The organism is Microlunatus capsulatus, from assembly GCF_017876495.1.
GTDB lineage: Bacteria > Actinomycetota > Actinomycetes > Propionibacteriales > Propionibacteriaceae > Microlunatus > Microlunatus capsulatus.
Window position 1 is genome coordinate 4,191,443 of the sequence record NZ_JAGIOB010000001.1, and the last position, 23,567, is coordinate 4,215,009.

Consider the following 23,567-nt stretch of genomic DNA (forward strand, 5'->3'; position numbering starts at 1 on the left):
CCTCAGCCGGCGAGCGCGGCCGCCAGCCGGCGGGTGCCCTCGGCGATGGCGTCGGGTCCGTAGGTGGTGAACGACAGCCGCATCGTCGACGGCTGCGGGTCGCCGGGGAAGAACGGCGCGCCGGGCACGAAGGCGACGTCGTGCTCGAGGGCGCGGGGGAGCAGGGCGGTGGTGTCCCAGCCCTCGGGCAGCGTCGCCCAGACGAACATCCCGCCGTCCGGGGTGGTCCAGCGGCTGCCCGGGGGCAGCGCGGCCGGCAGGCCGGCCAGCAGCGCGTCGCGGCGGCGCCGGTACTCCTGCCGGGTGCGGTCCACCGCGGCGTCCAGCCGGCCGGCGGCCAGGTAGTGGGCGGCGGCCGCCTGGTCGACGGTGGAGGTGTGCAGGTCGGCCGCCTGCTTGGCCACCACGACCCCGGCCCGCACGCTCGGGTCGGTGCGCACCCAGCCGAGCCGGAGCCCCGGCGCCAGGATCTTGGAGAAGCTGCCGGTGCTCACCACCCGGCCCGGCCCGGTCAGCGCGGCCATCGGGAGCACCGGCTCGCCGGAGTAGCGCAGCTCGGCGTACGGGTCGTCCTCCAGCACCCGGAAGCCGTGGCGCTCGGCCACCGCCACGACGGCCTGCCGGTTGGCCAGGTCGAGGGTGCGCCCGGTCGGGTTCTGGAAGGTGGGGACGGTGTAGAGCAGCTTCGGCGCCCACCGGTCGGCCAGCGCCGCCAGCGCCTCGACGTCCACCCCGTCCTCGCCCGAGGGCACCGCGACCAGCTTCGCGCCGGCCAGGGCGAAGCACTGCAGGGCGGCGAGGTAGCTGGGGCTCTCCACCAGGACCACGTCGCCCGGGTCGACGAGCGCGGTGGCCAGCAGGTTGAGACCCTGCTGCGAGCCGGTGGTGATGACGACGTCGGCGCCGTCGGTGGGCAGGCCGCGCTCGGTGTAGCGGGCGGCGACGGCGTCCCGCAGCGCCCGGTTCCCCTCCGTCGGGGAGTACTGCAGCGCGCGCGGCCCGGCCTCGGCCAGCACGGCGTCGAAGGAGGCCCGGGCGCCCTCGACGTCGAACAGCTCGGGCGCGGGCAGCCCGCCGGCGAAGGAGATGACGCCGGGCCGCTCGATGAGCGCCAGCAGGTCGCGGATGACCGACGACGGCACCGCCCGGACGCGGGCGGCCAACGGGGGCAGTCCGGGGACCGTCGTCGGGGCGGGGGTGGGCTGCAGCGTCGTCATCGGGGCTCCTCGTCGGCTCCCGCGCCACGCTACGCGGGCCCGCGGCGGCACCGGCCGGGTTTCTCGCAGGGCGGCCCGACGGCGGGCCGTGCGGGCCCGAGCGGTCCCGGTGCGGCAGGATCGTCGAGTGGCAGAGTTCCTGTACTTCACCGGTCCGATGGACTGCGGGAAGTCGACGCTGGCGCTGCAGTTCGACCACACCCACGCAGCGGGCGGGCGGAAGGGACGGCTGTTCACCTCCCAGGACCGCGCGGGGGAGGCGACGATCTCGTCCCGGCTGGGGCTCACCCGGCCGGCGATCGAGGTCAGCCCCGGCTTCGACTTCTGGGACTACGTCGTGGGCCAGCTGACCGGCGGCGAGCGGATCGACTACCTGGTCTGCGACGAGACGCAGTTCTACCAGCCCGTCCAGGTCGACCAGCTGGCCCGCATCGTCGACGAGCTGCAGATCGACGTCGTCGCCGTCGGCATCATGACCGACTTCCAGACCCGGCTGTTCCCCGGCTCGCAACGGCTCGTCGAGCTGTGCGACAAGGTCGAGCTGCTGCAGGTCCGCGCCCTGTGCTGGTGCGGCGAGCGGGCCACCCACAACGCCCGGACCGTCGACGGCGTGATGGTGGTCGAGGGCGACCAGGTGGTCGTCGGCGACGTCGTCGACCGGGACGCGGCCGCCACCGACCCACCGGTCGTGGTCGCCTACGAGGTGCTCTGCCGCCGCCACCACCGCCGCCGCGTCACCCGTGCCGTGGCCCGGGCGACGCTGTCCGACCCCCTGCCCTTCGAGCGCGACGACGAGGAGCTGACCGCGCCATGAGCCCCGACCCCACGACGAGCCCCGACCCCACGACGGATCCCGCACCCGCCCCCGAGCCCGCGCCGCCCCTGGTCTCGGTCGACGCGCTGGCCGCGCAGCTGGCCGGTCCCGACCCGGTGGTCGTGGTCGACGTCCGCTGGACCCTCGGCGGCCCGTCCGGGCTTCCCGACCACGAGGCCGGGCACATCCCGGGCGCGCGCTGGGTCGACCTGGAGCACGAGCTGTCCGGCCACGCCGCCGGCGCCGGCGGCCGGCACCCGCTGCCCGACGTCGCCGTGCTGACGGCGGCCCTGCAGCGGCTGGGCGTGCGCGCGGACGTGCCCGTGGTCGTCCACGACGCGGCGACCTCGCTGGCCGCGGCCCGGCTGTGGTGGCTGCTGGTGGACGCGGGCCACCCCGACGTGCGGGTGCTGGACGGTGGGTTCGCGGCCTGGCAGCGGGCGGGCCTGCCCGTCGAGACGGGCCCCGACCGCGACTCCGAGCCCGGCGACTTCGTGCCCCGCCCGGGCGGCCTGGCCGCGGTCGACGCGGAGGGCGCGGCAGCCCTGCGCGACGCCGGCGCGCCGCTGGTCGACGTCCGGGCTCCCGAGCGGTACCGCGGCGAGCACGAGCCGCTCGACCCGGTCGCGGGGCACATCCCGGGTGCGGTCAACCGCCCCTCGCCCGGCAACCAGACGCCGGACGGCCACTTCCGGCCGCCGGCCGAGATCGCCGCACGCTTCGCCGGCCTCGAGGAGCCGGTGCTGTACTGCGGCTCCGGCATCACGGCCGCGCACACCCTGCTGGCCCTGCGCAGCGCCGGCCTGGACGGCCGGATCTACCCGGGCTCGTGGAGCGACTGGGTGAGCGACCCCGACCGGCCGGTGGCGACCGGACCCGCCTGAGCCACGTCGGCTCCGCGCACCCGGGTGCCGGCGTCAGCTGCCTGGCTTGGGCCCGCCGAACATGATCTCGTCCCAGCTGGGCACGGCGGCGCGCTTGCGCTTGGGCTTCTTCTCCGGCGGCGGCTCGGACTCCAGCTGGAACTCCTCGGCCTCCTCCGCCCGGTCGGCCTCGTCGGTCCGCGCGTACGGCGGGGCCGGCTCGTCGGTGCCCGGCAGCCGGTCGGCCGGCGGCGGTCCGGGGTCGACGGGCGTGCTCAGCTCGACGGCCGCCTTGTCGTCCATCGGCACCCGGCTGCGGTCGGGGTGCTCGGCCGCCGGCAGCTCGGCCTCGTTGGCCGGGCTGGGCTCGACGGGGTAGTCGACGACGATGGCCGGCTCCCAGTGCCCGCCCGCGGTCTCGGGCACGGCCGAGGCGTCGCTCAGCCCGGCGTAGACGCGCGGGGAGTCCTCGCTGTAGCCGTCCGAGCCGAGCATCGCGTAGAGCGTCGTCAGCTCCGAGGGGTCCTCGACGCCGGGCACGGCCGGCGGCTCGCCCGCGGGCTGCTCGTCGACCGGCTGCTCGTCCACGGAGTCCTCGACCGGGGCCTCCTCGTCCGGCTCCTCGGGGAGCAGCAGCTCCTCGGCCGGCCCGCGGACGGGCTCGGGGGGCAGGGCGGTGTCGTCGTCCTCGAAGGGCACGGCGCGCAGGGTGCGGTAGGTGCTGATCTCGGTCTGCTCGACGACGACCTCGGTGAGCACGGCCTCGGTGACCAGCGCCCCCGGCAGCACGCCGTCGTCGCCGTCGTCCTCGTCCTCGGGCGGCAGCGCGTCGCCGGCGGGCGGGGTCGCGGGCCGGGCGGCGGCGCGCGCGTCGGCGGCCTCCTGGGTGGCCCGGACCAGGGCCAGCTCGTCGCTGAGGTCGACGGTGGGCTCGTCGGCGGCGTCGCTGCGGCGCCGGGTGCCCGGGGCGACCGGGGGCTGCTCGCCGATCAGCCGGCGGGCCTCGTCGTCGGCGGCGACGGAGTAGCGGCCGCGCTGGTCGAAGGTGAAGGTGGCGTGGTGCTCCTCGCCGTCCAGCGCGTACCCGGCGGTGACGGCCCAGCGGCCGTCCTCCAGCCGGTGGGAGTCCCAGACCACGGCGTCGGCGTCCACGCCCCGCTTGAGCAGCCGCTCGGCCACGGTCGCGCGGAGCGTCCGGTGCCCGGAGGTCTCCCCGCGGCGGCGGACCGAGGCGGCCAGGGCCATCAGGGCCAGGTGCTCCCGCTCGGCCAGCACGGGGGCGGCGAAGCGCTCGACGCGCTCGTAGGGGATCCCCGCGACCTCGGCGACGTCCTCGAGGCTCTCGCCCGCCCGGACCCGCATCTGGATGTCGCGCGGGCTCAGTGAGGTGTCCATGGCGTTCTCTCCTCGTCCGGGCCGCGGACGGGCGGCGCGCGCCGTCCCGCCCCCGGCCGTGCCGGCCGTCGTCGTCGTGGCCGTCGTCGTCCCCGTCGTGCCGCGCACGGCGTCCCGCAGCCGGTCGTCCACGACGACCGCGAGCTCGTCGCCGTCGTCGGTCGTCAGGACCAGCGAGCGGCCGTCCGGGCTCGGTCCCACCAGGTGCGCGCTGCGCATGGGTGCGGGCAGCTCCTCCGTGGCTGGGCGGGGAGCGGGTGCTCCCGCGGGGCGGGTCGTGCGGCCGGGCCGCGTCGGTCCTGGTGCCGACGACGGCGGTGCCGACAGGGCAGGTTGTCGAGGGCCAACCTACCGTGCGCCGACCGCCCGCCGACGCAGGAGCGGAGGCCCGTCCCGCCTCGGCCGGGAGCCCGTTTCGGTGCCGTCGTACTGTTCGCAGCATGACGGTCGGACACACCCCCGATTCCTCCCGCACCCCCACCTCCGCGCCGGACGCCGCGACCCTCGCCGAGCTGCGCGCCTCCGGCTGGACCTCCCGCAGCACGAAGGACGAGCTGCGGCAGAACCTCCTCGCCCGGCTCCGGTCGGGCGAGACCGCCTTCCCCGGCATCGTCGGCTTCGACGACACCGTGCTGCCCGAGCTCGAGGCCGCCCTGCTGGCGGGCCACGACCTCGTGCTGCTCGGCGAGCGGGGCCAGGGCAAGACGCGGCTGATGCGCACCCTCGGCCAGCTCCTCGACGAGTGGAGCCCCGAGGTGACGGGCTGCGAGATCCACGACGACCCGACCGACCCGGTCTGCGCCCGCTGCCGCGCGCTCGCGGCCGAGCACGGCGACACGCTGCCGGTCTCCTGGCGGCACCGCGAGGACCGCTACACCGAGAAGCTGGCGACGCCGGACACCTCGGTCGGCGACCTCATCGGCGACGTCGACCCGGTCAAGGTGGCCCAGGGCCGCACCCTCGGCGACCCCGAGACGGTGCACTACGGCCTCGTGCCGCGGGCCAACCGCGGGCTGTTCGGGCTCAACGAGCTGCCCGACCTCGCCGAGCGCATCCAGGTCGCGTTGTTCAACGTGCTCGAGGAGCGCGACATCCAGGTCCGCGGCTACTCGCTGCGGCTGCCGCTGGACCTCTTCCTGGTGGCCACGGCCAACCCGGAGGACTACACCAACCGCGGCCGGATCATCACCCCGCTGAAGGACCGCTTCGGCGCCGAGATCCGCACCCACTACCTCGACGGGCTCGACGACGAGGTGGCGCTGCTACGCCAGGAGGCGGAGGTCGTCGCCGAGGTCGGGGACCACCTGCTGGAGGTGCTGGCCCGGTTCACCCGCAACCTGCGCGAGTCCAGCTCGGTCGACCAGCGCTCCGGCGTCTCCGCCCGGTTCACCATCGCCGCCGCCGAGGCCGTGTCGGCGTCGGCCCTGCGGCGGGCGGCCCGGACCGGCGACGACGAGGCGGTCGCCCGGATCTGCGACATCGGCGTGGTGCTGCCGACGCTGCTGGGCAAGGTCGAGTTCGAGATGGGCGAGGAGGGCCGCGAGCGCGCGGTGCTGGACCACCTGCTCCGGCTGGCCGTGGCGGCCACGTTCCGCGACCGGCTGGGCGGGCTGGACCTGTCCGGCTTCACGAACGTGTTCGCCGAGGGCGCCGTCGTCGAGACCGGGGAGCTGGTGCCCGCCACCGAGCTGCTGTCCCAGCTGGGCAGCGTGCCCGGCCTGTCGAAGGTGCTGGACCGGCTGGGCTACGGCGACGCCGCCGGCCGCGGGCAGGTGGCCTCGGCCGTCGAGTTCGCGCTCGAGGGCCTGCACCTGACCCGGCGGATCGAGAAGGAGACCGTCGACGGACGCACCGTCTACGGCGCGGCCTGAGCGTCCGCGGCTGAGCAGGGGAGAGGTCGGAGCATGAGCGAAGCCTGGAGCGAGGACGACGGCGCGCAGGACGGCCGCGACGACGGGACCGCCCGACCCGGACCGGGGCGGGCGCACCGCAACGTCCGCTACGGGCCGTGGCGCGGCGGGCCCGACCCGCTGGCCGCGCCCTACGACGTGCGGGCCGCCGTCGACCAGATCGGCGCCGACGTGCTGGCCGCCGGCAACCTGCGTGACTCGCTGCGCGACCTGATGCGCCGCGGGCTGGACGGGCAGGGCGGGCTGGACAAGCTGGCCCAGCGGATCCGCAAGCTGCGGGCCCAGGCCCGCCGCCGCGGCGACCTGGGCGGGACGCTCGACCAGGTGCGCAGCGCCCTCGACCAGGCGCTGGCCGCCGAGCGCGAGGCGCTGGCGGGCACCGAGGGCGACGACGCCCGGATGGCGGAGATGGAGCTGGACACGCTGCCGGACGACGTCGCCGGCGCCGTCCGGGCCCTGGACCCCTACGACTGGACGTCGCCGGAGGCGAAGGCGACCTACGACGCGATCAAGGACATGCTGCGCCGCGAGGTGCTGGACGCGCAGTTCGCCGGGATGAAGCAGGCGCTGGAGTCACCCGACCCCGAGGCGATGCAGCGGGTCAAGGACATGCTGGCCGACCTCAACGCCCTGCTGTCCGCGCACGCGCGGCAGGAGGACACCACCGACCAGTTCGCCGACTTCATGGACAAGCACGGGGACCTGTTCCCCGAGCAGCCGGAGACGGTGGAGGAGCTGATCGACGCGCTGGCCCGCCGTCAGGCGGCCGCCCAGCGGATGATGGCCTCGCTCAGCCCCGAGCAGCGCGAGCAGCTGGGCCAGCTGATGAGCGACGCCCTCGGCGACGCCGACCTGGCCTCCCAGATGGCGCAGCTCTCGGACAACCTGCGCGCGCTGCGGCCCGGGATGGACCGCGGGTCGCCGACGGGCATGCGGCCCGGCGGGGAGTCGCTGGGCTACAGCGAAGCCGTCGAGGCGGTGGCCGAGCTGGCCGACCTGGAGGCGCTGGAGGCCCAGCTGTCCCAGGGCGACCCGGGCTCGACGCTGGACGACGTCGACGTCGACCTGCTGGAGAAGCGGCTGGGCCACGAGGCCGTCAAGGACTTCCGGGCGCTCCGGGACCTGGAGCGCGAGCTGGAGCAGCAGGGCTACGTCAGCCGGGGCGACGACGGGCTGCGGCTCACCCCGCGCGCCGTCCGCCGGCTGGGCCAGACCGCGCTCAAGCGGGTCTTCGACCAGCTGGCCGCCGGCGGCCACGGCGACCACGAGGACCACCGGACCGGCTCCGCCGACGAGCCCACCGGCCTGACCCGGCCCTGGGTCTTCGGCGACGAGCTGCCGCTGGACGTCCCCCGGACGGTGGGCAACGCCCTGCGCCGGCGGGCGTCGATGGGCGACCTCGGCGACGGGGTGGTGACGCTCGACGTCGAGGACTTCGAGGTGACCGAGACCGAGCGCCGGACCAGCGCGGCGGTGGCCCTCTGCGTCGACCTCTCCTTCTCGATGGTCCAGGACGGCCGCTGGGGCCCGATGAAGCAGACGGCGCTGGCGCTCAACCACCTCATCGAGACCCGGTTCCGCCAGGACGCGCTGCAGGTCATCGGCTTCAACCGGCTGGCGCGGCGGCTCTCGCCGGTCCAGCTGGCCGAGGCCGAGCCGGAGTACGTGCAGGGCACGAACCTGCAGCACGCGCTCCTGCTGGCCAGCCGGCACCTGCGCCGGCACCCCGACGCCGAGCCGGTCGTCCTCGTCGTCACCGACGGCGAGCCGACGGCGCACCTCACCGGCGACGGCGACGCGTTCTTCCGCTGGCCCAGCACGCACGAGACGGTCCGGGCCACCGTCGCGCAGGTCGACGAGCTGGCCCGCTACGGGGCGACGATCAACACCTTCATGCTCGGCGACGACGAGGGGCTGCGGCGCTTCGTCGACGCGATCGCCCGGCGGGCCGGCGGGCGGGTCTTCACCCCCGACATCGGACGGCTGGGCGAGTACGTGGTGGCCGACTACCTGACGGCGCGGCGGGGCCGGCGCTGAACCCCGACGGGCTCAGCCCGCCAGGGTGACCAGGGCCGAGACCAGCAGCGCCACGATGATCGTGTTGAAGACGAAGGCCAGCAGGGTGTGCGTGGTGACCAGCTTGCGGGCCGGCGCGGTGCTGACGTCGACGTCGGAGCTGGAGAACGTGGCGCTGACCTGCACCGCGAGGTAGAGGTAGTCCGACCAGACGGGCCGGTCGCCGCCGGGGAAGTCGAGGCCGCCCTCGTCGGCGTCCAGCCGCAGGTAGGCGATGGCGAAGGCGTAGACGACCATGCTCCAGCTGGTCACCACCACCAGCAGGGACGTCGTGAGCACCAGCGCGCTGGAGCGCAGCGCGGGGTTCACCAGCACGGCGACGACGGCGACCAGCGCCAGCAGCGCCGCCGTCACGGCCCAGCTGCGGACCCCGGAGCCGGTCCACACCTGCAGCCGGCGCTGCTGGAGGCTGCGCGGGGTCGTGGCCCGGGCCCATCCCGACAGGGTGGCGTGGCCGGCCCGGCCGAACACCCGCCAGGTCAGCAGCTGGTAGACCGCGAAGTAGAAGACGGAGCACCCCAGGGCCGAGCCGATCACGGACGCCGTCTCGTCCGGGCCTGTGCCCGAGCTGCGCCCGGTGAGGGCGTAGAGCAGCCCGATCAGCGGCGAGCAGACCAGCAGCAGCCCCAGCGTGAGCATGCTGCGGAAGGTGTCGCTGGCGAGCCGGGGGTGGGTGCGGGCAGCGCGGGTCACGCGCTCGATCCTGTCACCGGGCCGGTGCAGACTGACGTCATGACCCTGCTCGCCGACGTCGTCCGCGCCGAGCGCGAGGACCTGGTGGCCCTGCTCGCGACCCTCGGTCCGGAGCAGTGGGCGACGGCCTCGCTGTGCGCCGGCTGGACGGTCCGCGACGTCGCCGGGCACCTCGCCTGGGCGGCGGGAGCGGGCGGTCGGGAGCTGCTCGGCGACCTCGTCCGGGCGCGCGCCCGACCCAACGTCATCATCGCCGAGACCGCCGTCCGCTGGGCGCGCCGCGAGCCGGCCGTGCTGGTGGAGGAGCTGCGCCGGGCCGCCGCCGACGGTGCGAAGCCGCCCGGCATGCCGGCCACGGCGGTGCTGGTCGACGCCGTGCTGCACGGGCTCGACGTCCGCCGGCCGCTGGGCCGGCCGCGCCCCGTGCCGGCCGAGGCGTTCGCGCCGGTGGCCGACTTCTGCGCGGGTGCCCGCTTCCCGTCCTCGGCCCTGCTCGGCGGTCCGGTCCGCCGGCGCCTGGCCGGGATCCGCCTGGTCGCCGAGGACCGCGACTGGGCCCACGGCGACGGCGCCGAGGTGCACGCCTCCGGCGAGGCGGTCCTGCTGGTGCTGTCCGGCCGGCCGGTCGACCCCGACGAGCTCCGCGGTCCGGGCGCGGCCACCCTGGCCGCCCGGCTCTGAGCCCGGCTGGCTCTACGCGGCGTCGAGTGCGCGCAACCTCGACTCGCACGAGGGTCGGTGCTCGAGCAAGCGCGCAGTCGCTCGTACGCAGCTGATGAAGGACACGGAACGGCTGTGGGCTCAGCGCTTCGGATCTAGCCTGTGATGCGACCCCGTCGTACGTCCGAGGAACTCCATGTCTCTGCGCTCAACCGCCCGCCGATATTGCGTCGCCGCGGTCCTCGTCATCTCGGCGCTGCTCCTCGTCCCGATGGCTGGCAGTCCGATCGGTCCGACGCCTGCTGCTGCCGCGACCAAGATCGAGGTCGTGATCAACGGGGCTTTCCAGACCCGGGCTGGCTACACGGGTAAGGGTGGGCTCTTCACGCCGAGCTACAGCGTTCTGCCGTGCGGGACGGAGGAGAACGAGAACGTCCGGGTGCGGGAGTTCACGGTGACGATCAGCAGGAACGGCAAGAAGGTCAAGACGTCGCACGAGCAGATGGACCTGGTACGACTCTCACCTGGGTCCTACCAGGTGAGGACCACGCTGCGTTACACCTACCGCGGCAAGACCACCTCCAGGAGCAAGACCCAGACGGTGAAGATCACCCGCAAGACCGATGCGACCTCGGTGAGCAAGCCCGAGTACAGCAAGATCAAGGACGGCATGACGCTGGCCCAGGTCCGCCTGATCATCGGCGGGAAGGGTCGCTACGAGTACTCGAGCCTCTGGATGGACGCGCTGCAGTTCGAGCAGTCCGTGTCGATCTCCTTCGAGAAGGGTCGCGTGACGGAGAAGTGGCGCAGCCGCAACGTCTACGACTGGTGCTGACGCCGTACCACCACCCGAGCTCGTCCCGGTCCTGCGCCCTCAGCTGGCCGCTTCTCCACCCCGGGCTCGGGCTCCCCCATGCGGCGCCGAGTGCGCGCGTCCGCAGGTCGACGGGGCCCTCAGACCTGCGGTTGTGCGCACTCGACGACCACCGGCCTCTCCTCGACCCCCGGCTCCGGGGCCTCGAGCCAGTTGTGTAGACAGGAGGGGTGGAACACCTCACGATCGCGACCGTCGCCGAGACCAACCCCGACTTCCGCCGGGTCCTGTGGACCGGGAAGTACAGCCAGCTCGTCATCATGACCATCCCGCCGGACGGGGAGATCGGCCAGGAGGTCCACCCGGACACCGACCAGATCCTCACCTTCGTCAGCGGTGTGGGCGAGGCGAGGATCAACGGCGAGACCCAGAAGGTCGCCCAGGGCGACCTCGTCTGCGTCCCGGCCGGGGCCGAGCACAACTTCGTCAACACCGGACCCAACCCGCTGGTCCTCTACACCGTCTACGGCCCGCCCGAGCACGCCGACGGCGCGGTGCACAAGACCAAGGAGGAGGCCGACGAGGCCGAGGAGTCCGGTCAGGACGAGCCCCCGGCCTGACCCGCCGCTGCCTGAGCCTGTCGAAGGCCCACCCCACCGCTGCCTGAGCCTGTCGAAGGCCGGGCTCACCGCTGCCTCAGCCCGTCGAAGGCCCTTCGACAGGCTCAGGGCGCGGGGAGGTTCATGGCGCGGGAGGGGCTCGGGCCGGGGTGTGCCCGGGACGCGGGGCGCAGCGCGGGGACCGGCGTCAGCCCGCCCGCCGCGCCCGGACGGCGTGCAGCACCGTCTGGACGAGCAGGCCGGTGGCCAGCCCCCAGAAGGCGGCGCCGATGCCGAAGAGGCTGAGGCCGGAGGCGGTGGCGACCAGGGCGACGACGGCGGCCTCGCGGTCGTCCGGCTCCGCCAGGCAGCGCTCCAGCGCCGAGCCCAGCGGTCCCAGCAGAGCCAGCGCCGCCACGGTGATCACGAGCCCGGGCGGGGAGTGCGTGAGCACGAAGGCGGCCGCGGCCGAGAGCAGCCCCAGCACGACGTAGGTGCCGGCGGCGGAGACCGCGGCCACCCACCGCCGTCGCGGGTCGGGGTGGGCCTCCGGCGAGGCCGACAGCGCCGCGGAGATGGCGGCCAGGTTGACGGCGAACCCGCCGGCCGGCGCCCCGGCGGCGGAGACGGCGGCGGTGACGAGCATCGTCGGCCGCCAGGGGACGGTGTAGCCGTAGGTCTTCATCACCGCGACGCCGGGCGCGTACTGCGAGGCGATGTTGACCAGGAACAGCGGCACGCCGAGCCCCAGCAGCAGCCGCCAGTCGAAGGTCGGGGCCGTCCAGGTCAGCCGGGGGAGCAGGGCCGCGGCCGTCGGCGTCGCGTCCAGCGTCAGGGCGACGACGACCAGCGCGGCGAGCAGGGCCAGCGGGACCGCCCAGCGCCGCGCGAACGCGTAGCCGACCAGCCAGGTGAGCAGGATCGGGGCGGCGTAGAGCGGGGTCGCGCCCAGCGTCGTGAAGGCCGTCACGCAGATCGGCAGCAGCACCCCGGCCAGCATGGCGTTGGCCACCGCCAGCGGGATCGAGGCCAGTGTCCGCGACAGCCACGGCCACCAGCCGGTGAGCGCCGTCAGCGCGGCGACCAGCAGGAACGTCCCGATCGCGGCCGACCAGACGGCACCGTCGGCGGCGGCCCCGGCCAGCAGCGCGGCGCCGGGGGTGGACCAGGCCAGCGTCAGCGGCATCCGGTACCGCAGGGCCAGCACGAGGATGCCCACGGCCATGGCCAGCAGCAGCACCAGCAGACCGGACGCGGCCTGCGCCGTCGTCGCCCCCTGCGCGGTCAGACCGGTCAGCACCAGGGCGAAGGAGGACGCGAAGCCGACGACCGCGGTGACCACGCCGGCCAGCAGCGCACCCAGCAGCGGACCGCGGCCCCCTGCTGGTGCGGCGTCGGCGGTGCTCAGAGGGACTGGCGGTGCCGCTGCACCATCTCGAGCAGGTAGGTCCCGTAGCCCGACTTGAGCAGCGCCCCCGCGCGGGCCTCCAGCTCGTCGTCGGAGAGGAAGCCCTGCCGCCAGGCCGCCTCCTCGGGGGCGCCGACCTTGAGCCCCTGCCGGGCCTCGATGGTGCGGACGAAGTTGTTGGCGTCGTTCATCGACTCGAACGTGCCGGTGTCCAGCCAGGCGGTGCCGCGGGGCAGCACGCCGACCTGCAGCCGACCGGCGTCGAGGTAGTGGCGGTTGACGTCGGTGATCTCGTACTCCCCGCGCGGGGAGGGCTGCAGGTCGCGGGCGATGGCGACCACGTCGTTGTCGTAGAAGTAGAGGCCGGGCACCGCGTAGTTCGACTTGGGCCGCTCCGGCTTCTCCTCCAGCGAGACGGCGCGGCCGTCCCGGTCGAACTCGACGACGCCGTAGGCGCTCGGCTCGGCCACCCAGTAGGCGAACACGGCACCGCCGTCGACGGTGGCGAAGCGCTGCAGCTGGGTGCCCAGGCCGGGGCCGTAGAAGATGTTGTCGCCCAGCACCAGGGCGACGTGGTCGTCGCCGATGAAGTCGGCGCCGATGACGAAGGCCTGCGCGAGGCCGTCGGGCGAGGGCTGCTGGGCGTAGGTGATGGAGATGCCGAACTGCGACCCGTCGCCGAGCAGCCGCTCGAAGCCCGGGGCGTCGTGCGGGGTGGTGATCACCAGCACGTCGCGGATCCCGGCGAAGATCAGCGTCGAGAGCGGGTAGTAGATCATCGGCTTGTCGTAGACCGGGACCAGCTGCTTGCTGACGCCCAGGGTGACCGGGTGCAGCCGGGTGCCGGAACCGCCGGCCAGGATGATGCCTCGCATGGCGAGCAAGTGTGGCACCGCGCGCGCTGCGCGGACCTCCGCGTGGCCCCCGACGCCCCGCCGGGTGAGCAAGGTCACCCGCGTCGGCGTCGTCGCGGCGGGCCCCCCGGCCGCGGTTCCCTAGGATGTCGGCCATGACTGCCTACCTGGTGACGGGCGGTGCGGGCTTCATCGGTTCGAACTTCGTCCGCCACGTCCTCGACCACACCGACGCCACCGTCACCGTGCTGGACCTGCTCACGTACGCCGGCAACCGCCAGTCCGTCGAGGGGCTGCCGCAGGACCGGTTCACCTTCGTCCAGGGCGACATCTGCGACGCCCGGCTGGTCGACCAGCTGGTGGCGAACTCCGACGTCGTCGTGCACTTCGCCGCCGAGTCCCACAACGACAACTCGCTGCTGGACCCCTCGCCGTTCGTCAGCACCAACCTCATCGGCACCTTCACGCTGCTGGAGGCGGTCCGCCACCACGGGACGCGCTACCACCACATCTCCACCGACGAGGTCTACGGCGACCTGGAGCTCGACGAGCCCACCCGCTTCACCGAGGCGACGCCGTACAACCCGTCCAGCCCGTACTCCTCGACCAAGGCCGGCTCCGACCTGCTGGTCCGGGCCTGGGTGCGCTCCTTCGGCGTGCAGGCCACGATCAGCAACTGCTCCAACAACTACGGGCCCTACCAGCACGTCGAGAAGTTCATCCCGCGCCAGATCACCAACGTCATCGACGGCGGCCGGCCCAAGCTGTACGGCGCCGGGCTCAACGTGCGGGACTGGATCCACGCCGACGACCACAGCGCCGCCGTGCTGCGCATCCTCGAGGCCGGGACGATCGGGGAGACCTACCTGATCGGCGCCGACGGGGAGAAGAACAACCAGGAGGTCGTCGAGACGATCCTCGAGCTGCTGGGCCAGCCGCGCGACGCCTACGACCACGTCAACGACCGGCCGGGCCACGACCTGCGCTACGCGATCGACTCCACCAAGCTGCGCACCGAGCTGGGCTGGGCCCCGGCCTACCCCGACTTCGAGGCCGGCCTCGCCGCGACGATCGCCTGGTACCAGGCGAACGAGGGCTGGTGGCGGCCGCAGAAGGCCGCGACCGAGGCCAAGTACGCCACCCAGGGGCAGTGAGCCGGTGGCCCCGCTGAGCGTCACCGCGACCCCCGTCGACGGCCTGCTCGTCGTCTCCCTCGACGTCCGCGCCGACAACCGCGGCTGGTTCAAGGAGAACTGGCAGCGCGCCAAGATGACCGAGCTGGGCGTGCCCGACTTCGGGCCCGTGCAGAACAACGTCTCGTTCAACACCAGCGCCGGGGCCACCCGGGGCATCCACGCCGAGCCGTGGGACAAGTTCGTCTCGCTGGCCCGAGGCCGCATCTTCGGCGCCTGGGTGGACCTGCGCCCTGGTCCCGGGTTCGGCACCAGCTTCACCCTGGAGATGGGGCCGGAGACGGCCGTCTTCGTGCCGCGCGGGGTCGGCAACGCCTTCCAGACGCTGGAGGACGAGACCGCCTACTCCTACCTGGTCAACGACCACTGGAGCCTGGCGGCCAAGGAGTCCTACACCTTCCTCAACCTGGCCGACGAGACGGTCGCGGTCCCGTGGCCGATCCCGCTGGCCCAGGCCGAGCTCTCCGACGCCGACCGCGCGCACCCGCGGCTGGCCGAGGTCCGCCCGATGCCCGCCCGCCGGACGCTCGTCGTCGGCGCCGGGGGCCAGCTGGGCCGGGCGCTTGTCGTCCGGTGGCCCGACGCCGTGGCCGTCACCCGGGCCGAGCTGGACCTCGCCGACTCGGCGTCGGTCGCCGCCTTCGACTTCGCGCCCTACGGCGTCGTCGTCAACGCGGCGGCGCACACCGCCGTCGACGCGGCCGAGACCCCGGAGGGTCGGCGCGAGGCGTGGGCCATCAACGTGCACGGGGTCGCCGGCCTGGTCCGGGCCGCCCGCGAGCACCGCTTCACCCTCGTCCACGTCTCGTCGGACTACGTCTTCGACGGGCTCGTCCCCGAGCACGACGAGGACGAGTCGTTCAGCCCGCTGGGCGTCTACGGCCAGACCAAGGCCGCCGGGGACGCGCTGGTCGCGACCCTGCCGTCGTACTACCTGCTGCGCACCAGCTGGGTGATCGGCGAGGGCCGCAACTTCGTCGCCACCATGGCCTCGCTGGCCGACCGGGGCGTCGCCCCGTCGGTGGTCGCCGACCAGCACGGCCGGCTGACGTTCACCTCCGAGATCGCCCGGGCGGTCGACCACCTGCTCGCCGTCGGGGCGCCCGCGGGCACCTACAACGTGAGCGGGGCCGGTGAGGTGACCAGCTGGGCCGACGTCGCCCGGATGGTGTTCAACGAGCGCGGCCGGCCGGGCTCCGACGTCACCCCGGTGAGCGCGGCGGAGTACGGCGCGGGCAAGGACCTCGCCCCCCGCCCGCAGCACAGCGCCTTCCGGCTGGACAAGATCCGGGCCACCGGCTTCGAGCCCGCGCTGGTCGCCGACTCGCTCAGCGCCTACCTGCGGACGATCCCCACCACCGCGTCCTGACCCGGCGGACAGCCGGCTCCGCGGCCCCTGCTCGTCCCTGCGGCGTCAGCAGGCGCCGCGGGGACGAGGACACGCCGGGAGCCGCCCCGCTCCCTGAGCCTGTCGAAGGGCCGCCCGCGCCCTGAGGCCGAACCCGCGCCCTGAGCCCGAACCCGCGCCCCGAGCTCGTCGAGGGGCCCGGCCCTCAGCGCGCGGTCGGCGCGGTGGGGTGGGCGGCGAGGCCGGCCAGCTCGGCCTTCTCGACCGGGTCGCCGAGCGGAGGGGCCGGCCGGCTGCGCACCCCGAGCGCGGCGACGGCCAGCAGCACGCCGGCGGCGACGACGCCCCAGAAGCCGAGCGGGGACCCGCCCCGGTCGACGAGCGCGCCCAGCCCCGCGGCACCGGCGGCCAGGCCGCCGGCGAGGCCGGTCGAGGTCCAGCCGAGCGCCTCGGTGAGCCGGGCCTGGGGCACGGCGGCCTGGGTGACGGCGACCGACGCGATCAGCGTGGGCGCGATGGCCATCCCGCTCAGCACCAGCAGCCCGGCGACCAGCAGGGGCTCGTCGACGAAGGGCAGCGGGACCAGCGACACCGCCAGGCAGGCGGAGCCGATCCGGAAGCGGGCGGCGGGGGAGCGGCGCCAGGTCAGGGTGCCGGTGACGACTCCGGAGACCAGCGAGCCGGCGGCCCAGGCCATCAGGATCGCGCCGGCCCAGGTCAGCACGCCCGCCTGGGTGGCGAAGGCCACCACGACGACCTCCATGCCGCCGAAGACGACGCCGAGCGCCACCGAGGCCACGACGACGGGGGCGAGGGCGGCGACCCGGATCCGCTCGGCCGGCGCGCCGGTGGTCCGGCGGGGCCGCCGCGGCGGCTCGGTCCCGCGCTGCGCGGCGAGGGCCAGCGCGCCGACCAGGCCGACGACCCCCGCGACGCCCAGGGCCAGCGCCGGGTCGACGGCGGTGGCCAGGAAGGTGACCAGCACCGGCCCGACGATGAAGATGACCTCGTCCAGCACGGCCTCGACGGCGAAGGCGGTGTCCAGCCGCGGCGAGCCCTGCAGCCGGTGGCTCCAGCGGGCGCGGACCGACGACCCGGCCGAGCTGAACCCCAGCCCGACGCCGACGGCGGCGGCCAGCACCGCGGGCAGCGGCCAGCCGGCCTCGACGGCGACGACGAGCACGGCCAGGCTCACGGTCCAGACGACCGCGGCGGCGACCAGCACCGGCGCCTGGCCGACCCGGTCGATCGTGCGGCCCCACAGCGGGGCGCTCACCGCACCGGTCAGCGTCACGGCGGCGGTGACCAGCCCGGCGAGGGCGAACGAGCCGGTGCTCAGCGAGACCAGCAGGACGATGCCGATGCCCGTCATCGAGATCGGCAGCCGGGCCACCAGGCCCGCCAGGCTGAACGCCCGGGCGGCGGGGTCGGCGAGCACCTCCCCGTAGGTGCGGAGACCGGCCTTCACGTTTTTCCTCCTCTGACAAGATCGCGGTGTGACCCTGGACGACCGCACCACCGCGCACGACACTCCCACGACCCGAGCGGACGGCACGAACGGCAGCGCCGGATCGCCGCTGGCGCCCTACGACAGCCTGCTGCTGGTGTCCTTCGGCGGCCCCGAGCAGCCCGACGACGTGGTGCCGTTCCTGGAGAACGTGACCCGCGGGCGCGGCATTCCCCGCGAGCGGCTGGTGGAGGTCGGCCAGCACTACTACCTCTTCGGCGGCCGCAGCCCCATCAACGACCAGTGCCGCGAGCTCCTCGCGGCCCTGCGCGCCGAGCTCGACGGGCGCGGGATCGACCTGCCCCTGCACTGGGGGAACCGCAACTGGGACCCCTACCTCGACGCCGAGGTGCAGGCGATGGGCGCGGCCGGCCACCGGCGGACCCTGGCCGTGCTGACCAGCGCGTACCCCTCCTACAGCTCGTGCCGGCAGTACCGGGAGAACCTCTACGACGCCGTCCAGGGCACCGGGGTGGAGGTCGACAAGATCCGCCACTACTCCGACCACCCGGGCTTCGTCACCGCGTCGGTCGACGCGACCCTGGCCGCGCTGGACTCCCTCGGCGAGGTCGCCGACGAGGCGCGGCTGGTCTTCGTCACCCACTCCATCCCGACGGCGATGGCGCAGACCTCCGGGCCGACGCCGCGCAGCGCGGACGGCGGCTACGTCGACTGGCACCTCGCGGTGGCGGCCGCCGTCACCCGCGAGGTGAACACCCGCCGCGGCGTCGAGCACGGCCACGACCTGGCCTTCTGCTCCCGCTCCGGCCCGCCCAGCCAGCCCTGGGCCGAGCCCGACGTCAACGACCACCTGACCGCGCTGCACGAGGGCGGCACCAAGGCGGTCGTCGTCGTCCCGATCGGCTTCATCTCCGACCACATGGAGGTCATCTACGACCTCGACACCGAGGCGGAGGAGACGGCCGAGGGCCTGGGCCTGCCGTTCGCCCGGGCCGCCACGGCGGGCACCCACCCGGCCTTCGTCGCCGGGCTCGTCGACCTGATGCTGGAGCGCGCGGCCGCCGCCCGCGGCGAGGAGCCGGCGCGGCCCGTCGTCGACGGCGGCCCGGTCGGCTGGTATGACTGCCAGCCCGACTGCTGCCGCAACCTGCGGGACCCCGGCCGGCTGGCGCTGTGCCAGGTGGGCGGCCCCGTCCCCACGCCGGTCTGACCGGCACGGCAGGCTGCTGACCGTGACCGAGCACCCGGCGCCCGACGCCAGCCCCGACCCGACGGCGCCCGACCCCTGGACCGACCTCCAGGCCTACGTCGCCCTGCCGCGGCTGGGCGACCTGGTGACCGGGCCCGACGGCCAGCTGCTGGTGGCCGTGTCCACCCTCGACGAGGACGGCACCGGCCGGCGGACCGCCTGGTGGCGGCTCGACCCCACCGGCGCACGGCCGGCCGTGGCGCACACCCGCTCGGTGGAGGGCGAGGGGTCGGCGGCCTACCTGCCCGACGGCCGGCTGCTCTTCACCTCGGGTCGTCCGGTTCCGGCGGGGGCCGGTGAGGACGCGGGCGAGCTCGCGGCGGTCTGGTGCCTGCCGGCCGGTGGCGGCGAGGCCTCGGTGCTGGCCAGCCGCGAGGGCGGCTGGACCTCGGTGACGACGGCCCGTGCCGGCGCCCGCGCGGTGCTGGGCCTGCCCGTGATGCTGGGCGCGGCCGACCTGGCCGAGGACGCGGCGCGGCGCCGGGAGCGGCGCAAGCGCAAGATCAGCGCCCTGCTGCACACCGGTGCGGCTGTCCGCTTCTGGGACCACGACCTCGGCCCCGACGCCCCGCAGCTGGTGGCGACGGACCTGCCGGCCGACCTCGACCCGCGCGCCGCGGTCGCCGTCCCCGCCGCCGACCTGCCGCTGGCCCTGCCCGACCCCGGGCGGGCGCTGGCGGGCACGCCGTCGCTCAGCGCGGACGGCCGGTGGGCCGCCGTGACCTGGCAGACGCCGGTCGCCGCCGGCGCCACCGCCAGCTCGGTCGCGCTGGTCGACCTCGACGCGGCCGCCGCCGGTCGCGCCGCGCCGGTCCGGGTGGTCGCGGCCGCCACCGACGCGCACGACTTCCGCGACGCCGTGCTGGCCCCCGACGGGGGCAGCCTCGTCTGCGTCCGGGACACCCGCGGCACCGCCGACGAGCCGTCCGCCGAGGTGCTCTGGGTCGTCGACGTGGCCACCGGCGAGGGCCGGGCGCTCGCCGAGGACTGGGACCGCCGGCCCACCCCGGCGCTGCTGACCCCGGACGGCACCGCCGTGCTGGTCACCGTCGACGACAACGGCCACCGGCCCATCTACGCCGTCGACCTCACCAGCGGTCGGCGCCGACGGCTCACCGACCTGGGAGCGCACAGTGCGCTCACCCTCTCCTGGGACGGCCGCACCCTCTACGCCCTGCGCAGCGAGTACACCGACCCGGGCTCCGTGATCGCCGTCGACCTGCTGACCAGCCGGCTTGAGGTGCTGCCCCGGCCCGTCGCCTACCCGGCGATGCCGGGCCGGCTGGAGAACGTCGAGCTGGAGGTGGCGGACGGGACGCGGGTCCGCGGCTACCTGGCCACGCCGACGACGGCCTCGCGCAGCGACCCCGCCCCGCTGGTGCTCTGGGTGCACGGCGGGCCCTTCAGCTCCTGGAACGCGTGGTCGTGGCGCTGGTGCCCCTGGCTGCTGGTCGCCCAGGGCTACGCCGTGCTGCTGCCGGACCCCGCCCTGTCCACCGGCTACGGCCAGGGCATGGTGCGGCGGGGCTGGACCGACTGGGGCGGCACGCCGTACACCGACCTGATGGCGATCACCGACCTCGTCGAGCAGCGGCCCGACGTCGACGACACCCGGACGGCGGTGATGGGCGGCTCCTTCGGCGGCTACATGGCCAACTGGATCGCCGGCCACACCGACCGGTTCCGGGCCGTCGTCAGCCACGCCGGGCTGTGGGACCTCGCGACCTTCCTGCCCACCACCGACCTGCCGTGGTTCTGGGCGCGCGAGCTGACCCCGGAGATGCGCCGCCGGTGCTCCCCGGCCCGGTTCGCCGACCAGGTCCGGACGCCCGTGCTCGTGGTCCACGGGGACCGCGACTACCGGGTGCCGGTGGGGGAGGGGCTGGCGCTGTGGTGGGACCTGGTGTCCCGGCACGAGGGACCCCCCGAGGACCTGCCGCACCGCTTCCTGCAGTTTCCCGACGAGAACCACTGGGTACTGGCGCCCCAGCACGCCGTCGTCTGGTACGAGACGGTGCTCACATTCCTCGACGTGCACGTGCGCGGGGGGAATGCGGGAGAGCCCCCCGCGTTGTAGGGGGCGCGATCGCCCCAGCGGCGAGCGCTCGACTTGCTCCGTGTGATAGAGATGCGCACGAACTGAGCAGGCACGATGGCAGGCAAGACCCGGGAAGGGAACGATGGCGACCGATTACGACGCCCCGCGCAAGACCGACGAAGAGCTGAACGAAGACAGCATCGAAGAGCTGAAGACGCGCCGCAACGACAAGAACTCCGGCAAGGTCGACGAGGACGAGACCGAGGCCGCCGAGGCCTTCGAGCTGCCCGGCGCCGACCTCTCCCACGAGGAGCTGACGGTCCGGGTGCTGCCCCGGCAGTCCGACGAGTTCACGTGCGCCGGCTGCTTCCTGGTGCGGCACCGCAGCCAGATCGCCGAGGAGCGCTCCAACGGCGAGGAGTACTGCTTCGACTGCGCCGGCTGACCCCTCCGGGTCGGCCGCACGGGCTCCGCGGAGCCCACCACCGGGCCCTCGTCCCACCCCGACCACCGGGGTGCGGACCGGGGCCCGACGCACACATCACGATTGGACATACATGCTGGCGACGGCGCCGGCTGCGTGGTCAACTTGGCCTGCACTCCTGAGTCACGCGGCTCGGTGTGCAGGCCAGTTCTGGTGCTGGGGGCCGTCCCGCCCCGGCAACGGACGCCTGCCGGCCGCGACCACCCCGGATGTGCCGGTCTGATTGGGGGCAGTCAGTCCGGACAGAGAGCCGCCTCGCGTCCTCCAGACGCGAGGCGGTGATCCGGCCGCCACGGCGGCGAGGCGCTCAGCGGCCCGGCGTGCCCAGCCCGGTGCGCCGCACCAGCAGCCGCGTCGCGGCCAGCCCGACCGCCGTCGCCAGACCCCACGCCCGCGCCTGCGCCTTCGGCACCTCCGGGTCGTCCTTCTTCGGCGGCCGCGCCCCCGTCACCACCCGCCAGCCCACCGAGACCAGCGTCCGGGCGGCGAGCGTGGTCACCAGCGCGGTCGCCAGCACCCAGGCCTTGCCGAGCACCTTCTCCGACACGGTCGTGGGCAGCTGCGCGGTCGTGGGCTGCGGGCCGGTCGAGGTCTGCTGACCGGTCGAGGTCTGCGGGGCGGTCCTGGGCTGCGGGGCGGGCGCACTCATCGGGCGGTCCTCTCGGGACGGGCCGGCGGGCCGGCGCGGTCGGGGTGCCGGGCCGGCGGCCCGGGCGGGCGCGGCGCCGGGCGCCGTCGTCCGCGGACATCCTAGGCACCGCCCCGGCCGACTAGGGTCACCTCCATGCTCTACCGCGAACGCCTCACGGTGCCCCTCGTCTGGTGGGTGCTCGCGCTGCTGCTCGCGGTGTCCCTGCTCGCCGCCGTCGGCTTCTACCTGGGTCCCGTCTGGGGCGTCGCCGTCTTCGTGGCCGCGCTGGCCGTGGCCGCCGGCCTCTTCGTCTCGACCGCCGTCGTCATCGAGGTCGACGAGGCGGAGCTGCGGGTGGGCCGCGCGGTCATCGGCCGGCCCTGGATCGCGGGCTGCCGGGCGCTGGACGCCGCGGCGGCCGAGGTGCGCGGCGGCACCGGGGCGGATGCGCGCGCCCACCTGGTGCTGAAGCCCTACGTGGCCACCGCGGTGGAGATCACCCTCGACGACCCCGCCGACCCGGTGCCCTACTGGCTGGTCTCCAGCCGACGGCCCGGCCGGCTCGCGGCGGCCCTGGGCGCGGACGGGGACGTGACCCCGTGAGCGCCCCGGACCTGGAGGTGCAGTTCACCCGGCTGCACCCCGACGTCGAGCCGCCCGTCTACGCCCACCCCGGCGACGCCGGCGCCGACCTGCGCTGCCGCGAGCCGTTCACCCTCGGGCCGGGGGAGCGCCGCCTCGTCGGCACCGGCCTGGCCATCGCGCTGCCCGAGGGCTACGCGGCCTTCGTGCACCCCCGCTCCGGGCTCGCGACGCGCTTCGGCGTGACCGTGGTCAACGCCCCGGGCACCGTCGACGCCGGGTACCGGGGTGAGATCTGCGTCTGCCTGCTCAACACCGACGCCCAGCACCCGGTCGCCTTCGCCGCCGGCGACCGCATCGCCCAGCTGGTGGTCCAGCAGGTCAGCCGGGTGCGGTTCGTGGCCGCGGACGCGCTGCCGGACTCGGTCCGGGGATTTGGTGGACACGGGTCCACGGGAGGAATACTGGGCGGGTGATCTTCAGGCGCACCAAGAAGCGGTCCGACGAGCAGGAGCTCGACGCCGCCACCCCCGGCACCCTCGACGAGCCGGAGGGCGCGGCCGACGACGTGGACGCGGCGGACGGCGAGGCGGGCGCGGAGGCGGCCGACGGCGAGGTCGAGCTGGACGTCGAGGCGCTGGACGCTCGCGACTGGCGCGCGCAGGGGCCCTTCGACATCGCCGAGGTGGACGAGGACGACGACCTCACCGGGACGCCCGAGGCACCCCGCATCGACCTGGGCGCCATGGTGCTGGCCGGCTTCCCCGGCGCCGAGCTGCGGCTGCAGATGTCGGAGGAGACCCAGCAGATCGTCTCCGCGATGCTCATCCACGAGGGCTCGGCCCTCGAGCTGGGCGCCTACGCCGCACCCCGCAGCGGCGGCCTGTGGTCCGAGCTCCGCGAGGAGATCATGGCCGCGGCCACCGAGGCCGGCGGCTCCGCCTCCCTGGCCGAGGGTCCCTTCGGCGTCGAGCTCCGCCGGCTCGTGCCCGTCAGCACCCCGGAGGGGGAGCAGGGCTACCAGCCCTCCCGTATGTGGGTGGCCGAGGGCCCGCGCTGGCTGCTGCGCGGCATCGTCTACGGCCAGGCCGCCCTCGAGGAGGGCCTGGAGTCCCCGGTGGCGGAGATGCTCACCGCCTTCCGCTCCGTCGTGGTCCGCCGCGGCGACGACGCGATGGCCCCCGGCGACCTGCTGCCGCTGTCCATGCCCCAGAACCTCGTGCCCGCCGACGAGCAGCCCGCGTGAACGTCAGGACACGGTTGCGCGAACG

General features: G+C 74.9%; 22 protein-coding genes. 15 read left to right on the plus strand and 7 right to left on the minus strand.

Going from position 1 to position 23,567, the window contains the following annotated elements; all coding sequences use genetic code 11:
- Positions 1–2: 2 nt before the first annotated feature.
- Positions 3–1,217 carry an aminotransferase-like domain-containing protein gene (locus JOF54_RS19440; protein WP_210058909.1) on the minus strand — a complete coding sequence of 405 codons (1,215 nt, stop codon included), beginning with the start codon at positions 1,215–1,217 and terminating at the stop codon, positions 3–5.
- Positions 1,218–1,344: 127 nt separating this feature from the next.
- On the opposite strand from JOF54_RS19440, the gene JOF54_RS19445 reads away from it, so the two are divergent.
- Together JOF54_RS19445 and JOF54_RS19450 are read left to right on the plus strand one after the other, a co-directional pair.
- Positions 1,345–2,031, plus strand: a complete 687-nt coding sequence (locus tag JOF54_RS19445) for a thymidine kinase (RefSeq protein WP_210058912.1) — start codon at positions 1,345–1,347, stop codon at positions 2,029–2,031.
- Complete coding sequence (locus JOF54_RS19450) at positions 2,028–2,915, plus strand: sulfurtransferase (protein ID WP_210058913.1); 888 nt, start codon at positions 2,028–2,030, stop codon at positions 2,913–2,915. Before JOF54_RS19445 ends, JOF54_RS19450 begins: the two co-directional genes overlap by 4 nt.
- A 33-nt stretch (positions 2,916–2,948) precedes the next feature.
- Here JOF54_RS19450 and sepH read toward each other — a convergent pair whose 3' ends face one another.
- Entirely contained in the window at positions 2,949–4,508 is a 1,560-nt protein-coding gene (gene sepH / locus JOF54_RS19455) for a septation protein SepH (RefSeq protein WP_210058916.1), read from the minus strand.
- A 221-nt stretch (positions 4,509–4,729) separates the two neighbouring features.
- Here sepH and JOF54_RS19460 point away from each other — a divergent pair, with 221 nt between their 5' ends.
- Together JOF54_RS19460 and JOF54_RS19465 are read left to right on the plus strand one after the other, a co-directional pair.
- Complete coding sequence (locus JOF54_RS19460) at positions 4,730–6,160, plus strand: sigma 54-interacting transcriptional regulator (RefSeq protein ID WP_210058926.1); 1,431 nt, start codon at positions 4,730–4,732, stop codon at positions 6,158–6,160.
- Between the two features lie 33 nt (positions 6,161–6,193).
- On the plus strand, positions 6,194–8,236 hold the full coding sequence (locus JOF54_RS19465; protein WP_245358220.1) for a vWA domain-containing protein: 2,043 nt from the start codon (positions 6,194–6,196) through the stop codon (positions 8,234–8,236).
- A 12-nt stretch (positions 8,237–8,248) separates the two neighbouring features.
- On the opposite strand, the gene JOF54_RS19470 is transcribed toward JOF54_RS19465, so the two are convergent.
- Positions 8,249–8,968 (minus strand): DUF1345 domain-containing protein, encoded by a 720-nt coding sequence (locus JOF54_RS19470; RefSeq protein WP_210058928.1) that lies wholly within the window; start codon positions 8,966–8,968, stop codon positions 8,249–8,251.
- Positions 8,969–9,007: 39 nt separating this feature from the next.
- On the opposite strand from JOF54_RS19470, the gene JOF54_RS19475 reads away from it, so the two are divergent.
- The 3 genes from JOF54_RS19475 to JOF54_RS19485 all read left to right on the plus strand — a co-directional run bounded on the left by JOF54_RS19475 (position 9,008) and on the right by JOF54_RS19485 (position 11,062).
- The gene (locus JOF54_RS19475) at positions 9,008–9,649 is read left to right on the plus strand and encodes a maleylpyruvate isomerase family mycothiol-dependent enzyme (RefSeq protein ID WP_210058930.1); all 642 of its coding nucleotides are present in this window, start codon (positions 9,008–9,010) and stop codon (positions 9,647–9,649) included.
- A gap of 418 nt (positions 9,650–10,067) precedes the next feature.
- Entirely contained in the window at positions 10,068–10,463 is a 396-nt protein-coding gene (locus JOF54_RS19480) for a hypothetical protein (protein ID WP_210058932.1), read from the plus strand.
- A gap of 209 nt (positions 10,464–10,672) precedes the next feature.
- Positions 10,673–11,062 carry a cupin domain-containing protein gene (locus JOF54_RS19485; protein WP_307804403.1) on the plus strand — a complete coding sequence of 130 codons (390 nt, stop codon included), beginning with the start codon at positions 10,673–10,675 and terminating at the stop codon, positions 11,060–11,062.
- 187 nt (positions 11,063–11,249) lie between these two features.
- Here the strand turns inward: JOF54_RS19485 and JOF54_RS19490 are convergent, their stop codons facing one another.
- Together JOF54_RS19490 and rfbA are read right to left on the minus strand one after the other, a co-directional pair.
- On the minus strand, positions 11,250–12,449 hold the full coding sequence (locus tag JOF54_RS19490) for a benzoate/H(+) symporter BenE family transporter (protein WP_307804485.1): 1,200 nt from the start codon (positions 12,447–12,449) through the stop codon (positions 11,250–11,252).
- Entirely contained in the window at positions 12,446–13,324 is an 879-nt protein-coding gene (gene rfbA / locus JOF54_RS19495; protein ID WP_210058943.1) for a glucose-1-phosphate thymidylyltransferase RfbA, read from the minus strand. The genes JOF54_RS19490 and rfbA overlap by 4 nt, the downstream gene beginning before the upstream one ends.
- A gap of 134 nt (positions 13,325–13,458) precedes the next feature.
- Here rfbA and rfbB point away from each other — a divergent pair, with 134 nt between their 5' ends.
- Both rfbB and JOF54_RS19505 read left to right on the plus strand, forming a co-directional pair.
- Complete coding sequence (gene rfbB / locus JOF54_RS19500) at positions 13,459–14,457, plus strand: dTDP-glucose 4,6-dehydratase (RefSeq protein ID WP_210058945.1); 999 nt, start codon at positions 13,459–13,461, stop codon at positions 14,455–14,457.
- 4 nt (positions 14,458–14,461) lie between these two features.
- Entirely contained in the window at positions 14,462–15,865 is a 1,404-nt protein-coding gene (locus tag JOF54_RS19505; RefSeq protein WP_210058947.1) for a sugar nucleotide-binding protein, read from the plus strand.
- 184 nt (positions 15,866–16,049) lie between these two features.
- On the opposite strand, the gene JOF54_RS19510 is transcribed toward JOF54_RS19505, so the two are convergent.
- Entirely contained in the window at positions 16,050–17,312 is a 1,263-nt protein-coding gene (locus JOF54_RS19510; protein ID WP_210058949.1) for an MFS transporter, read from the minus strand.
- Positions 17,313–17,340: 28 nt separating this feature from the next.
- On the opposite strand from JOF54_RS19510, the gene JOF54_RS19515 reads away from it, so the two are divergent.
- From JOF54_RS19515 to JOF54_RS19525, 3 genes are all read left to right on the plus strand, one after another.
- Complete coding sequence (locus tag JOF54_RS19515; RefSeq protein ID WP_307804404.1) at positions 17,341–18,522, plus strand: ferrochelatase; 1,182 nt, start codon at positions 17,341–17,343, stop codon at positions 18,520–18,522.
- Positions 18,523–18,544: 22 nt separating this feature from the next.
- The gene (locus tag JOF54_RS19520) at positions 18,545–20,638 is read left to right on the plus strand and encodes a S9 family peptidase (protein ID WP_307804405.1); all 2,094 of its coding nucleotides are present in this window, start codon (positions 18,545–18,547) and stop codon (positions 20,636–20,638) included.
- A gap of 103 nt (positions 20,639–20,741) precedes the next feature.
- Complete coding sequence (locus tag JOF54_RS19525; protein WP_210058951.1) at positions 20,742–21,044, plus strand: DUF4193 domain-containing protein; 303 nt, start codon at positions 20,742–20,744, stop codon at positions 21,042–21,044.
- Between the two features lie 346 nt (positions 21,045–21,390).
- On the opposite strand, the gene JOF54_RS19530 is transcribed toward JOF54_RS19525, so the two are convergent.
- The gene (locus JOF54_RS19530) at positions 21,391–21,732 is read right to left on the minus strand and encodes a DUF4235 domain-containing protein (RefSeq protein WP_210058952.1); all 342 of its coding nucleotides are present in this window, start codon (positions 21,730–21,732) and stop codon (positions 21,391–21,393) included.
- Between the two features lie 135 nt (positions 21,733–21,867).
- On the opposite strand from JOF54_RS19530, the gene JOF54_RS19535 reads away from it, so the two are divergent.
- Genes JOF54_RS19535 through JOF54_RS19545 form a run of 3 tightly spaced genes read left to right on the plus strand, consistent with a single transcriptional unit; the run spans position 21,868 to position 23,542 of the window.
- Positions 21,868–22,317 carry a DUF3093 domain-containing protein gene (locus JOF54_RS19535; RefSeq protein ID WP_210058953.1) on the plus strand — a complete coding sequence of 150 codons (450 nt, stop codon included), beginning with the start codon at positions 21,868–21,870 and terminating at the stop codon, positions 22,315–22,317.
- The gene (gene dut, locus JOF54_RS19540; protein ID WP_210058954.1) at positions 22,314–22,772 is read left to right on the plus strand and encodes a dUTP diphosphatase; all 459 of its coding nucleotides are present in this window, start codon (positions 22,314–22,316) and stop codon (positions 22,770–22,772) included. The genes JOF54_RS19535 and dut overlap by 4 nt, the downstream gene beginning before the upstream one ends.
- On the plus strand, positions 22,769–23,542 hold the full coding sequence (locus JOF54_RS19545) for a DUF3710 domain-containing protein (protein ID WP_210058955.1): 774 nt from the start codon (positions 22,769–22,771) through the stop codon (positions 23,540–23,542). Before dut ends, JOF54_RS19545 begins: the two co-directional genes overlap by 4 nt.
- Positions 23,543–23,567 lie beyond the last annotated feature (25 nt).